Annotated in this window: 12 protein-coding genes and 1 other annotated feature; of the genes, 1 reads left to right on the top strand and 11 read right to left on the bottom strand. The window is 37.8% G+C overall.

All coding sequences use genetic code 11. The features are described 5' to 3' along the window. Nucleotides 1-27 precede the first annotated feature (27 nt). The 9 genes from G7061_RS05675 to G7061_RS05635 form a co-directional block, all read right to left on the bottom strand. The gene (locus G7061_RS05675) at nucleotides 28-882 is read right to left on the bottom strand and encodes an alpha/beta fold hydrolase (RefSeq protein WP_159641389.1); all 855 of its coding nucleotides are present in this window, start codon (nucleotides 880-882) and stop codon (nucleotides 28-30) included. A gap of 83 nt (nucleotides 883-965) precedes the next feature. Then, nucleotides 966-1,184, bottom strand: coding sequence for a YtxH domain-containing protein (locus tag G7061_RS05670; protein ID WP_166083458.1), 219 nt, complete (start codon nucleotides 1,182-1,184; stop codon nucleotides 966-968). Nucleotides 1,185-1,270: 86 nt separating this feature from the next. Continuing rightward, the gene (locus G7061_RS05665) at nucleotides 1,271-1,987 is read right to left on the bottom strand and encodes a YebC/PmpR family DNA-binding transcriptional regulator (RefSeq protein ID WP_166119614.1); all 717 of its coding nucleotides are present in this window, start codon (nucleotides 1,985-1,987) and stop codon (nucleotides 1,271-1,273) included. Between the two features lie 25 nt (nucleotides 1,988-2,012). Next, complete coding sequence (gene pheT / locus G7061_RS05660) at nucleotides 2,013-4,385, bottom strand: phenylalanine--tRNA ligase subunit beta (protein WP_166119611.1); 2,373 nt, start codon at nucleotides 4,383-4,385, stop codon at nucleotides 2,013-2,015. Between the two features lie 9 nt (nucleotides 4,386-4,394). Further along, complete coding sequence (gene pheS / locus G7061_RS05655) at nucleotides 4,395-5,426, bottom strand: phenylalanine--tRNA ligase subunit alpha (RefSeq protein ID WP_159641392.1); 1,032 nt, start codon at nucleotides 5,424-5,426, stop codon at nucleotides 4,395-4,397. A 34-nt stretch (nucleotides 5,427-5,460) separates the two neighbouring features. Next, nucleotides 5,461-5,653, bottom strand: a binding site (T-box leader). A gap of 84 nt (nucleotides 5,654-5,737) precedes the next feature. After that, a complete protein-coding gene (locus tag G7061_RS05650; RefSeq protein WP_166119608.1) occupies nucleotides 5,738-6,574 on the bottom strand; it encodes a VanW family protein in 837 nt (278 codons plus the stop codon). 71 nt (nucleotides 6,575-6,645) lie between these two features. Continuing rightward, nucleotides 6,646-7,449 (bottom strand): metal ABC transporter permease, encoded by an 804-nt coding sequence (locus G7061_RS05645; protein ID WP_166119605.1) that lies wholly within the window; start codon nucleotides 7,447-7,449, stop codon nucleotides 6,646-6,648. A 1-nt stretch (nucleotide 7,450) separates the two neighbouring features. Beyond that, a complete protein-coding gene (locus G7061_RS05640; RefSeq protein WP_166119602.1) occupies nucleotides 7,451-8,122 on the bottom strand; it encodes a metal ABC transporter ATP-binding protein in 672 nt (223 codons plus the stop codon). Further along, on the bottom strand, nucleotides 8,112-9,062 hold the full coding sequence (locus G7061_RS05635; RefSeq protein WP_166121288.1) for a metal ABC transporter substrate-binding protein: 951 nt from the start codon (nucleotides 9,060-9,062) through the stop codon (nucleotides 8,112-8,114). Before G7061_RS05635 ends, G7061_RS05640 begins: the two co-directional genes overlap by 11 nt. 148 nt (nucleotides 9,063-9,210) lie before the next feature. On the opposite strand from G7061_RS05635, the gene G7061_RS05630 reads away from it, so the two are divergent. Further along, nucleotides 9,211-10,557: an FAD-dependent oxidoreductase gene (locus G7061_RS05630; RefSeq protein ID WP_159641396.1), complete on the top strand. Its 1,347-nt coding sequence runs from the start codon at nucleotides 9,211-9,213 to the stop codon at nucleotides 10,555-10,557. A 25-nt stretch (nucleotides 10,558-10,582) separates the two neighbouring features. Here the strand turns inward: G7061_RS05630 and G7061_RS05625 are convergent, their stop codons facing one another. Together G7061_RS05625 and G7061_RS05620 are read right to left on the bottom strand one after the other, a co-directional pair. Then, nucleotides 10,583-11,758, bottom strand: coding sequence for a hypothetical protein (locus G7061_RS05625; RefSeq protein WP_166119597.1), 1,176 nt, complete (start codon nucleotides 11,756-11,758; stop codon nucleotides 10,583-10,585). 65 nt (nucleotides 11,759-11,823) lie between these two features. Further along, entirely contained in the window at nucleotides 11,824-12,522 is a 699-nt protein-coding gene (locus G7061_RS05620; RefSeq protein ID WP_236261707.1) for a zinc metallopeptidase, read from the bottom strand. Between the last annotated feature and the right edge of the window lie 49 nt (nucleotides 12,523-12,571).

Below are 12,571 nucleotides of genomic sequence, written 5' to 3'. Positions count from 1 at the left end.
AAAAAAACTGTCAGTTCTCTGACAGTTTTATTTTTGAAAAGATGTCCTTGCGTTGAGCCACGCAATTGAATCCATGATTACAGTATCACCATCAGGCTCATCATAGAGGACATGGTGCATACCTTCGTACAACTTCCACGACTTGTCTTTCGACGAAATCGTATCATAAAAGTGTTTCCCAACACTTGGATGGACTGTTTTATCCAATGCGCCATGCATAATAAAGCATGGATAACGATAATCTTGAAGTACATCTAAAAGATAATTAGGCGCCGCAACAAATACCGTATTAACAAATCGCATCGTGTAGTATTTTCGTTGCAATGGATTTTTGCTCGTGAAAACAAAGTTATCCTCAAGAGTCTCTTTTTTGCGCGGATCATTCAGACTTATTGTATCACCCTTAAATTCAACCCATAGATTTGGGGCAATTTTGCCACCTAAAGACGTTAAATATTTCAAATTCCCTTCGACTGCAGCAACATAACCAACTGCAGGACCTAGAAAGAGTTGCCCACTAAGAGTATTCGGATATTGAACGCCAAACATAGCCGAAACCAACCCACCCATGCTAAACCCAAGTGTAAATAATGGTATGTGTAGGTTTTCTCTTAAAGCCATGCGAACCATGACATGTAAATCATTGATATACGTCTGATAGTGATCAAGATCTCCCAGTTCTGAAGATGTTTTTCCATGACCACGCATATCATAACTGTACACTGAATAGTTCTCGGCATTTAGCATTTTGATATAATGTTCATAATCTCCACTATGATTTGTAAATCCGTGACACATCACAATAGTCCCACGTGGATTTGGAACCAAGTGCTTCATGTAAAATAGCGAAACATTATCTGAAACATTTAGATAGTCAAACATCGCAATCCCTCCGTTTTCTTTATCATATCATACACCGATTTCATTTACACACCCACACATAAAAAAACGCCTGATGGCGTTTTTTATTTATTAAACTTTTCTTTGATGTCTTCAACGACATCTTCAGCTTTGTCTTTTAGATTTTCAGCAGTTTTTCCAGCTTTATCGGCTAGTTCATCTGCTTTTTCTTTAAGATCTTCAGCTACATCACTGGCTTTATCTTTAAGTTCGTCGGTGGTTTCGCTTGCTTGATCTTTTGTTTTTTCTAAAAGTTCTTTTGCTTTATCTACAATATTATCCATATGTATACCCCCTTTTCATATTTAAATTATAAGGGGTTTGTTAAGAAGTCTCAAGTATGGTGATTATTTACCACACAATTTTCATCTTAAAGTTGCGCATTATGGAAGACATTTTGAACATCTTCAACTTCATCAAGCATATTAATGAGTTTTTCAAAATTGGCTTGATCTTCTTCATCAACCGCTACATATTCATGTGGTAAGAATGTGATTTCAAGAAGATCAAACGTCACGTCTGGTAATAATGTTTCGATTGCTTCTTTTGCTTTATGTAGGCTAGCAGTATCTACTGTTACTGTAATAGAGCCTTCTTCCAGTTCGATATCTTGAAGATCAACATCATTTTCGAGTAAGACTTCCATAATCGCTTCGTCGTTATCGTATTCAAACGAAAGAATGCCGACATGGTCATAACCATGCATTACACTACCACTGACGCCCATTTTACCTTTGGATTTTGTGAAGCAGTTTCGCACCTCACTGACAGTACGGTTATCGTTATCCGTCAAACATTCAACAATAAAGGTTGAAGCTCCAGGTCCAAATCCTTCATACGTTACTGCATGATAGCTTTCTTCTGATCCACCTCTAGCTTTTTCAATAGCACGTTTAATGACATCAGCAGGAACTTGTTTTGCACGGGCTTCATCAATAATACGTTTCAAGCCAACGTTCATTTCCGGGTCAGGAACCCCTGCCTTCGCAGCCATATAAATCTCTTTTCCATAGCGTGAATAAACTTTTGTTTTAGCTGCGTTCGTTTTCGCCATGGATGCTTTTCGAACTTCAAATGCGCGTCCCATAAATTTTCCTCCTCTAGTGTCTATGTTAACGAATTTCTACATTATATTTTGATACAAGTTCTTGCGTAATGGCATCCATTACTTCTTGAACTTCTTCAACCGATAAAGTACGGTTTTGACCCATTGATAATTTAAATGCAATGGATTGCTTGTCACCAAGTTTTTCTGATGTAAACACATCAAATACATTTAATCCAACAAGGTAACGACGAGATGCTTTCTCAATTGATGCACTCAAGTCGCTAACTTTAACAGACTTCTCACATAAGATTGCAAGATCTCGGGTAACAATTGGATATTTCGCAACAGGTGCGGCTTTAATTTGACCACGCTTTTGATTGAGCAGGAAGTCCAAATCAATTTCAACATACATAACATCTTTGAGGTCATGTTCAGCTGCAAGTGTTGGATGCACCTGACCAATCACACCAAGATGTTGTCGGTTCAAGGTAATTTCCGCAGATTTGTAAGGATGTAAAACAGATGTATCCACAGTATCTGTATTAAAGCCGATACGTTTTTCGCTAAAGCCGAGTTTATCAAGTAACGACATCAACATTCCTTTTACGTTAAAGAAGTCAATATCCACTGACGACTTTGTCCAGTTTTCACTGAACACTTTTCCTTGCCCAATTATTGCAAGTCGGTATGATGTTTTATCTTTTGCTGTAATTGCACTATGTTCGAAATAAAGACCATCAGACACTTTATGTGCATTGTTATAAGCAACTACTTCCAGCATTGATGGGAATAATTGGGTTCGCAGATATGCACGTTTATCGCTCATTGGACTCATAAGACCAACAGGTTCACCAAGACTTTCGAACCCCTCAGTCATCGCTTTTTCAACTAAAGTATAGGTGTTGGTTTGATAGGCTCCAAACCCTAACATCACTGATTCAATTAATCGAATATTTCTTTGGAATGGTGTCAAGTTACCCAATGTTAAATCCATAAGCGGTAATGTTTCTTCAAGAACATCGTATCCAACAACGCGGATGACTTCTTCGATTAAGTCTACTTCAATTTCGATATCGTTTCTAAATGAAGGTGCAGTACATGTAATAACACCATCCGTAACCGTCGGTGCGAAATAGAGACGTTCAAATACATCCATCACAACATCTTCCGTTAAATGCGTTCCAAGGTAAGCATTGATCCGGTCAACTGTAATGGATACTTGTTTTGGTTCGTAGGAAATAGATCCATATTGAACTGTTGCTTCAATTTCGGATGCACCAGCATATTCAATTAAGAGTTGAACTGCGCGGTCCATTGCTTGGTGTGCCGATAAAGGATCCATTGCTTTCGTGAAACGTGCTGAAGCGTCTGTGTTTACACCAATTCGAGTTGCCGTTTTTCGTACTGAAACATGATTAAAACGAGCTGCTTCAATCACAATCCCTCGTGAGTTATCCTGAATCATTGAATTTCCAAGTCCCATGATGCCGGCAATTCCAACTGGTGTATCGCCATTCATAATTACGAGGTCACCTTTGTTCAATGTGTAGGTTTTATCGTCAAGGGCTTCGTAACTTCCTTCAATGTCATCACGAACGGATAAATCTTGATTCTCTAAGAAATCAATGTCATAGAAATGTAGAGGTTGGCCTGTTTCTAACATAACAAGGTTTGAAATATCAACAACGTTATTGATTGGCTTAATGCCAGAACCAATCAGTGCTTCACGAATCCAGTCTGGAGATTGGCCTATTGTGACGCTATTGATAACTTTACCCAAAAATAATGGACTTTTCTCTGTGTATGATGTGATTTTTAGATTTGTTGGTGCACCATCGGATGCAGCATTTTCAAAAGTTGGTAATGTCAATGGACGTTTAAAGAGTGCACTCACTTCGTGTGCTATCGCAAACATAGATAAGAAATCTGAGCGATTTGGTGTTTGTGAGACATCCATAATCTCATCGTCCAAGCCCAATGCTTCTGCTGGGTTACTCCCTGGTTTTGCTTCTGGTAAAACAACGATGCCTTCTTTTTGTTCGTCTGTGAGGAATTTTTCTGCAACGCCTAACTCAGTTAAAGAACAAATCATTCCTTTTGATTCGACGCCGCGAATTTTAGTTTCTTTGATTGTCAAATCTTTAAGCTCTGCGTCCACTGTCGCAACAACAACGTATTGCCCTTTCGCAATATTCGATGCACCACAGACAATTTGCTCGACATGAGTCCCTAAATCAACTTGAGTGACGTTCAAATGGTCACTGTCTGGATGTGGTTCACACTCAAGAACATGACCCACCACAAGTTTTGTTCCTTGCAGTAAACTATCGACGCCTTCAACTTCTAATCCAGCATTTGTTAAGGTATCTGCAATTTCTTGAGTTGTAATTCCTTTAATATCTACATATCTTCCTAATAATTTTCGACTAACTAACATAGACTCCTCCTACTCGTATCGCTTAAACTGCTCGATAAAGCGCTTATCGTTAATATAGAATGACCGAATATCTTCGATTCCATACTTGAGCATGGCAATACGTTCAACACCAGCACCAAATGCAAATCCTGTAAGGGTTTCATCGGTGTAACCAGCATCTTTCAATACTTGGGGGTGAACCATCCCAGCACCTAAAATCTCAATCCAACCAGTTTGCTTGCAGACATTGCAACCTTTACCATCACAAATGTGACAAGATACGTCAACTTCAACTGAAGGTTCAGTAAACTGGAAGTATGATGGACGGAAACGAATCACACGTGACTCCCCAAACATACGCTTAGCAAATAGTGATAAAGTTCCTTTTAAGTCACTCAGTGTAATACCATGACCGACAACAAGTCCTTCAATTTGAACAAATTGGTGGGAGTGTGTTGCGTCATCATCATCACGTCGGTAAACTTTTCCAGGACAAATTACTTTCAATGGAACATGAGGTGCATATGCTTCCAAGGTGCGTGTTTGAATGGCTGTGGTATGCGTACGAAGTAACGTATGTTCATCAATGTAAAAAGTGTCTTGCATCTCACGAGCTGGGTGATCTTGAGGAATATTGGCACGTTCGAAGTTGTAGAGATCCAATTCAACCTCATCCCCTTCAACGACTTGATACCCCATCTCACGGAATAGCTCTTCAATTTCTCGTTGAATTGAAATGATTGGATTCTGTGTTCCAATATTAAAGAGCGTTCCAGGCATCGTGACGTCAATTGCATCAGCTTTCATTTTTTCGTCTAATCGGACTGATTCCAATTGTTGTTGTTTCGCTTTAAGCGCTGAATCAATCGCTTCTTTAGCTTCATTGACACGCTTTCCAAATAGTGGTTTCTCATCATTTGAGAGATCCTTCATTGTTCCCATTACTTTGGTTAGATGGCCTTTTTTGCTTAAATATTCGATACGTACATCATTCAATGCTTCTAATGAATGTGCATGCCCGATTGCTGCAAGACCTTTTTCCATAATTTCTTTTAAGTCCATAACTTCCTCCTAAAATATAAAAAAGTACCACACGTCCAGGAACGTCAAGCGCGGTACCATCCTGATTTATACTAATGTATACATCTCTAAAGTTTTTAACGCAAACAACACGGAAGTGATTAGCTTCTCTTCAAGGTGAATTCATAACAGTTTAATTCCTAGGTCTCATCATCCTAAGTTTCTGTAAATTAAAGGGTGTTATTACTATTCCTCTTCAACGATTTATATCGAATCAATTATACCTAATTCACTGGTATTAATCAAGGATGTTTCCTTGTTTACCATTTATCTACCGCATTAGAAATAATGTCTTAAATTGCTACGACCTTAGTCATCCCCTCAACAGGTACAGGAATTAAATCATAATCGTACATAACCCGTGCATGATTCCTTTTTAGTAATTCTCTTTTTAATTGAATTCCTGTAGTTTTATCATTCATGACCCGGTAAATTTCATTATTTCGGTAAACAACCCCATCATCCATAACAAAGGCTTCATTTTCACATCGGACGTGATATTTCATCGGGAGCGGATTTGAACAGTAGATTTCACCGTTTAAATACGCATCATCACACCATACACATAATTGATAGGTGTTTTCTGTTTCGTTTTTAAAACAATAATCAAGGTAATTGTAGTAAATAGATGTTCCAATTCCAAATGGAACTTGGCGTTTATAATCCGGAAACAAATCAAATCGATCATGAGAATGATATTCAGTTACTGTTAAAGGTGTGTGCAAGACAATCCAGTGTAATAAATTGGTGAATTGACACATGCCGCCGCCATAGTCCTGAGATATCCGATCGTTTGATATGGTCACACCCTCAAGATACCCTCTTCTCGAAGATTGTGGTCCCACAAGACTCCAAAAAGAAAAGGTTTCTTGAGGGTGAATTAGAATATTCGTGATTTTTGGTGCAGCGATGCCAAGGTTGACTTTTTTATTGGCTTGGAGCTGCAGGTTTGTATTTCCTAGCTTTCTCATTATTAATGACTTATGACTATAGATTTTATAAGGTAACGTTTCATCGGAAAATGTTTTAGCATAACGATTAGAGTCCAAAAAATTGCGAGCATGTCGCTTAAAGATATGACCTTTCACAGCAATCTTGAATGTAATCGGTGAAATACTTGAGAATCTCATGATAACCTCCTAATAAAAAAAGTGTAAATCATATTGTAATTTACACTTATATTTATAGTATATCATAGTCATTATGACTTAAGTCGATGCTTTACAGCTGTTGGAATGATGACTGCAAGTAAAATCAGAATCCCAGCCATAACGATGGTTCCTCCAGGTGCAATATCGAATGTGTACGATGCAGCAAGACCACCCCAAACTGACATAAGCGAGAATAGGATTGCATAGTACATTGTTTGACGATAGCTCTTTCCAACTTGCATTGCTGTTGCAGTCGGAATTACCATCAGAGAGGAAACAATTAAAGCCCCAACAATTCTAGAGGCGACAGATACTGTTAATGCAGTTAGAATTAAGAAGATTATGTTTGTCCTTTTGACATTAATTCCCGAAAAATGTGCAGAAGTTTCGTCAAAAGCGATAAAGAAGAATTGACGGTAAAAATAAATGGATGCAATTATCAGTACAATTGATAGAATGATAGCCAAAATATTATCACTTCCGCCTATCGCCACGATACTTCCAAAAAGGAAACTGTTGAAATTGGCCGGATTGTCTACAAATCCCATCAAAATTGCTGATAATCCGATCCCAAAAGACATGATCACTGCAATCGCTAACTCAGTATACTTCCCAAAACGATTTTGAATGATTTGGATACTTAATGTCGCAATCAGCGCCATCACAATCGCACCTATTAATGGATTAACATTTAGAATAAGTCCTAACGCAATACCGCTCAAAGATACATGGGACAATGCATCCCCAATCATCGACATGTGTTTAAATACAATCACGACCCCGATTAAAGGAATAGCAACTGCCAAAATGCCACCAATAATAAAGGCATTTCTCATAAATTCATACTGTAACATTCTATATCTCCTTCACATCATAATCGGATACTGTCAGTACACGATTAATGGGTAAGTTCTCTTGATCCAATTGATGCGTAACCATTACTATAGTTATATTGTGCTTTTCGTTAATATGTTGGAGTAATTCGAAAAGAGTCGCAATCGATTGACTATCCAATCCACTTGCAGGTTCATCAAGAAACATAATTTCCGGATTCATCATGAGTTCACGTGCAATAAGAACACGTTGCAATTGCCCCCCTGAAAGATTTGAAATTAAATCATTCGCTTTTGATTCAAGTCCAACGTGACGTAATGCATCCATCGCCTGTTTTTTTCGTTTTTTGTTTGAAAAATTGAAAAAATTACCACCCTTGATTCGTAATAATACAACCTCTAAAGCAGTTGCTGGAAAGTTAGAAACGGTACCCAGGCCACCTTGTGGTACATATCCGATTGACGCAAAATTTTTGAGGTTCAAAATATTGGATCCAAATATTTCAACCGAACCTTGTTGGGGTGTTAGAAGACCCAACATAAGTTTCATCAATGTTGACTTACCTGATCCATTTGCGCCAACAAGCGCCAAGAAATCTCCCTGATTGATATCAAAACTAACATCTTTTAATACGGACCGTTTATCATACGAAAATGATAAGTCACGCACCTTTATTACTGATCTATTTTCCATAAGATAATCCGTCCTTTAATGAATCTAAGTTTTTATACATAATGGTTGTATAGTTCTCTCCTTCCGCAATCTGTGCTCGGGTCAAACTTTCTAAGGTATAGAGTTCCAAAATGTGAGAACCCGTTTCTTTTTGAATAACATCAAGCGTTTTGGAAGAGCCAGAAGGCGTCGCATATAATACAGAAATATTATTTTCCTTAATATAGTCAATTGATTGCTGCAGACGTCGAGGTGTCGGTTCTTCACTAAGAAGTCCATTTATAACGCCACGTTGTTCTAATCCATATGCGTTTGCTAAGTAACCAAAAGCTTCATGCTCAACAACAATAGTATTCCCCTCATACGGACCTAATGCAGTTCGGTAGGCATTGTCTAAGTCTTCCAGTTCTTTTTTCAGTATCTCAAAATTATCTGTGTAATCCGAAGCATGCACTGGATCAAGAGCGATAAAAGTATCCTTGATTGCCTCAACCTGACGGAGTGCATTAAGCGGATCTAACCAAGTGTGAGGATCCATCGGACCATGATCGTGGTCATCGTGATCATGGTCATGACTTTCATGTCCCGTTTCACCTTCATCATTGTGAATCTCTTCACGTTCGATGACTTCACTATACATACCGCTTGTTAATACGTGCGTATTTTTCACAATCGAACTTTTGAGTACTGAATCTGTCCAAGCTTCAAATCCAAGACCATGAACTATAAATACATCTGCTTCTGAGATTTTTTGCATATCTTTGGGTGTTGGTTCAAAACTGTGAGCATCTGCACCACTCGGCAGAATATTATAGACGTTTACATGCTCTCCACCCACTCGTGTAGCGAAATCTGCAAGTGGGTAGAAACTTGTAACGACATTCAAAGAGGCTCTTTGTTGTGCCGCTGAACACCCTGCTAACATAAGCATTGTGCTTATGATGATCAGTATTTTTTTCATATTCCCTCCAGTTGCAAATCTTTTGCAACTACAATTATAGATTTGCTTGTTATTTTTGTCAACGATTTTCACTACTTTTCACTTTTAAAGTATATCTTCTCTCAAATTGCTCACGTATAATTGGAAAGTACATATAGGAGGTTTATGTATGAAAGTAGTAGTAATCGGATGTACACACGCGGGTACATCAGCAGTTAAAGCAATTTTGAAAGAAGCACCACAAGCAGAAGTTAAAGTCTTCGAAAGAAATGATAACGTATCATTCCTATCATGTGGTATCGCTCTCTATGTTGGAGGCGTTGTTAAAAAAGCGGAAGAACTTTTTTACTCAAATCCAGAAGAATTAAAAGGTCTTGGCGCAGACGTACATATGGAACACAATGTCACCAACATTGATGTTGACACAAAAACTGTAAGTGTAACTAATATGCTTACAAATGAATCATTTACTGAGTCATATGACAAATTGGTGCTAACAACAGGATCATGGCCAATCACGCCACCAATCCCTGGTATCCAATCTGAAAATATCTTGTTATGTAAAAACTACAACCAAGCTCAAGAAATCATCGCTCGCAAAGAAGATGCTGAACGAATCGTTGTTGTCGGTGGTGGATACATCGGAATCGAACTCGTTGAAGCTTTTGTTGAATCAGGAAAACAAGTAACACTTGTAGATGGTCTTGATCGTATTTTAAATAAATATCTTGATCCTGAGTTTACAGACGTTTTAGAAGCAGACCTTACAGAACGTGGCGTAAACATAGCATTGAATCAAGTGGTTCAAGAATTCAAAGCTGATGAAAACGGTAAAGTTAATAAAGTCGTTACATCAGAAGGCGAATTTGAAGCAGACATGGTCATTCTTTGCGTTGGATTCCGTCCAAGTAATGAATTAATCCAAGGTAAAGTAGATACATTACCAAATGGTGCTGTTATTGTTAACGAATACATGCAAACAAGCCGCCCAGAAATTTTTGCAGCTGGTGACAATGTTGCTGTTCATTACAATCCTAATGGACAAAATGCATACATTCCCCTTGCAACAAATGCGGTACGTATGGGATCACTTGTAGGTCGTAACATCGTCGAGAATAAAGTAAAATACCGAGGCACACAAGGAACTTCTGGTCTTTACTTATTTGGTTACAACATTGGATCAACTGGAGTCACTGTAAACTCAGCACCACACTTCGGTCTTGAAGTTGATTCTGTAGTTGTTAAAGATAACTACCGTCCTGAGTTTATGCCTACAACTGAAGAAGTTATGATGAAACTTGTTTGGGAAAAAGGAACTGGACGTATTGTTGGTGGTCAAGTTATTTCAAAATATGACGTAACTCAATCAGCAAACACATTATCCTTGGCAGTTCAAAATAAAATGACGATTGAAGATCTTGCATATGTTGATTTCTTCTTCCAACCACATTTTGACCGCCCTTGGAACTATTTAAACATTCTTGCTCAAGCCGCACTTGATAAAGAAAATGCTTAATAAAAGCTCAGCTTCGGCTGAGTTTTTATTTTACCAATTTTTGGAGCTCATCTTTAAACTCTTTTTGATTCCATAAGATAAGTTGGTTTATGCTATCATTCGATACATAGCGGTATTTCTTCTCGATTGGGAGAACTAAAATTGTTCTAGTAACACTATGATTATCAAAACGATACTTTATTTCTTGTTTGCCAGGTCTACGCGTATTAACTGATGATTGACTTGGCTTCACTTGATGCGTTACTGATTCTTTATCATAGCCCTTAGCAATTACATTGTGCATTACATCAATGGTTTCATACTGCGATACCGTTAAATCCGGAGCCATGATTACCGGATCACTTTTAAGTGAAACAACACTCAATGTTAAGCCTTTATCTTGCGGATACGATACAAAATTGCTTTGTACGAAAGCTATATTTTCATCACCTTCTACAACACGATTACGCAAACCATCACAGCTATCCAAACGAACACCCAGTTCGATTGCTTTTACCAGCCCGTTCGACCGGATACTCTTGATCTTCTTAAAAGAGGTATTGTGCATGTAAAAACTATCTCTTCCATAGTTTTGTGAGCATTTTCCATACTGAACAGTTGGTGTTTGAAAATTCAAATATGGTTTAGCTCTAGCAACTACTGTGGGATGTATGATTTTAATATTTTGAAATCGAAAATCACTATTTAGTGTATATGATAACATTTTAGATTTGTGCGCTATGTCACTCTCGTTTAGATAGTTGAGTCGACTCGAAAAACTTTCGTCTGTACTTGCTACGTTCATATGAATTCGTATTGAGTAATTGTCAATTTTTAGTTTTGAAAGTGGAACTTCAAATTTGAACCCAACATTTTCATAGTCGTAATTGCAATCCGTTTTATACTTGTCGAAAAAGTTACATTTAGGATATCCACGATATTCCATCAAATCCGTAAGTGAAATATTTTTAACGGTACCCGTTTCCCAGATTGAATGCATATTCCCTCTTAATTCCAATTTGAATGCATGTGTTTTTTCATTCAATAAGTGAGTACGATTTCGCACTAATGCCCACCCTTCTATCACTAATCCTGTTTCATTCAATTGGATGTTCGATACTTCATGCATAAAACTCTGACGTTCCGCTACAACTCTTATCGAAGTACAATGAATAAAAATGTAACAAACTAGCATGATAAAGATACTGTAGAATCGTTTCATCACATCACCTCTATCTTAAATATGCTATCTACTCGCCTAATCATAAAAAAACTAGCATGTGTATGCTAGTCTTTTCTGCTATTAAAAATTGCGATGTATCTGAGCACCGACATTAATGTCGCTACTAAAGCTGCAACATATGTTAATGCGGCTGCTGATAGCATTTTACGAGCTCCTGGAAGCTCATTTTGGGTCAAAATTGCTTGTTGATCTAAAATTTTCAAGGCTCTTGCAGAAGCGTTGAACTCAACTGGAAGTGTAACCAACTGGAATGCAGCCATCAATAACAAGGCTCCAATTCCGACATAGAAAATCGTAGTATCTTGCGCAAAAATCCCAATCATGATTGCTATCATAGAAATACTGTTACCTGTAATTGCCAGAGGCAATAACTTGTTTCTCATTCCGATAAAAGCGTATGCTTCCGCATGTTGAATAGCATGCCCGACTTCATGGGCTGCAACTGACACTGAAGCAATTGAATTATTTTTATATACATCTGGTGAAAGGGCTACAATTTTCTTAGTAGGATCATAATGGTCACTTAAGACCCCTCCTTTTGATTGAACCACTTCAACATCTGTAATATTATTCAATTCGAGAATACGGCGTGCTACATCAGCACCTGTCATTGATCCCATAGTTTTGACTTTACTATATTTGCTATAGTTAGATTTTACAAACATTTGTGCAACTAATGATAAAATTGCGGCAACTAGAATAAAACCCATACCTACGGGATTAAAATAAAGATATGGCATCATAAATTAATCTCCAAATTTCTATTAATAAAAGAGGAGCATCGCTCCTCAA

The sequence above is a fragment of the Erysipelothrix sp. HDW6B genome (assembly GCF_011301115.1).
Classification (GTDB): Bacteria; Bacillota_I; Bacilli_A; order Erysipelotrichales; family Erysipelotrichaceae; genus Erysipelothrix; species Erysipelothrix anatis.
This window is presented reverse-complemented; position numbering and strand designations above follow the sequence as displayed.

Bases quoted from the DNA above. Each gene is read 5' to 3' on its own strand.
- pheT (WP_166119611.1), bottom strand. From the start codon at position 4,385: ATGTTAGTTAGTCGAAAATTATTAGGAAGATATGTAGATATTAAAGGA.
- G7061_RS05675 (WP_159641389.1), bottom strand. From the start codon at position 882: ATGTTTGACTATCTAAATGTTTCAGATAATGTTTCGCTATTTTACATG.
- G7061_RS05640 (WP_166119602.1), bottom strand. From the start codon at position 8,122: ATGGAAAATAGATCAGTAATAAAGGTGCGTGACTTATCATTTTCGTAT.
- G7061_RS05620 (WP_236261707.1), bottom strand. From the start codon at position 12,522: ATGATGCCATATCTTTATTTTAATCCCGTAGGTATGGGTTTTATTCTA.
- G7061_RS05625 (WP_166119597.1), bottom strand. From the start codon at position 11,758: ATGAAACGATTCTACAGTATCTTTATCATGCTAGTTTGTTACATTTTT.
- G7061_RS05635 (WP_166121288.1), bottom strand. From the start codon at position 9,062: ATGAAAAAAATACTGATCATCATAAGCACAATGCTTATGTTAGCAGGG.
- G7061_RS05670 (WP_166083458.1), bottom strand. From the start codon at position 1,184: ATGGATAATATTGTAGATAAAGCAAAAGAACTTTTAGAAAAAACAAAA.
- G7061_RS05645 (WP_166119605.1), bottom strand. From the start codon at position 7,449: ATGTTACAGTATGAATTTATGAGAAATGCCTTTATTATTGGTGGCATT.
- G7061_RS05650 (WP_166119608.1), bottom strand. From the start codon at position 6,574: ATGAGATTCTCAAGTATTTCACCGATTACATTCAAGATTGCTGTGAAA.
- G7061_RS05665 (WP_166119614.1), bottom strand. From the start codon at position 1,987: ATGGGACGCGCATTTGAAGTTCGAAAAGCATCCATGGCGAAAACGAAC.
- G7061_RS05630 (WP_159641396.1), top strand. From the start codon at position 9,211: ATGAAAGTAGTAGTAATCGGATGTACACACGCGGGTACATCAGCAGTT.
- pheS (WP_159641392.1), bottom strand. From the start codon at position 5,426: ATGGACTTAAAAGAAATTATGGAAAAAGGTCTTGCAGCAATCGGGCAT.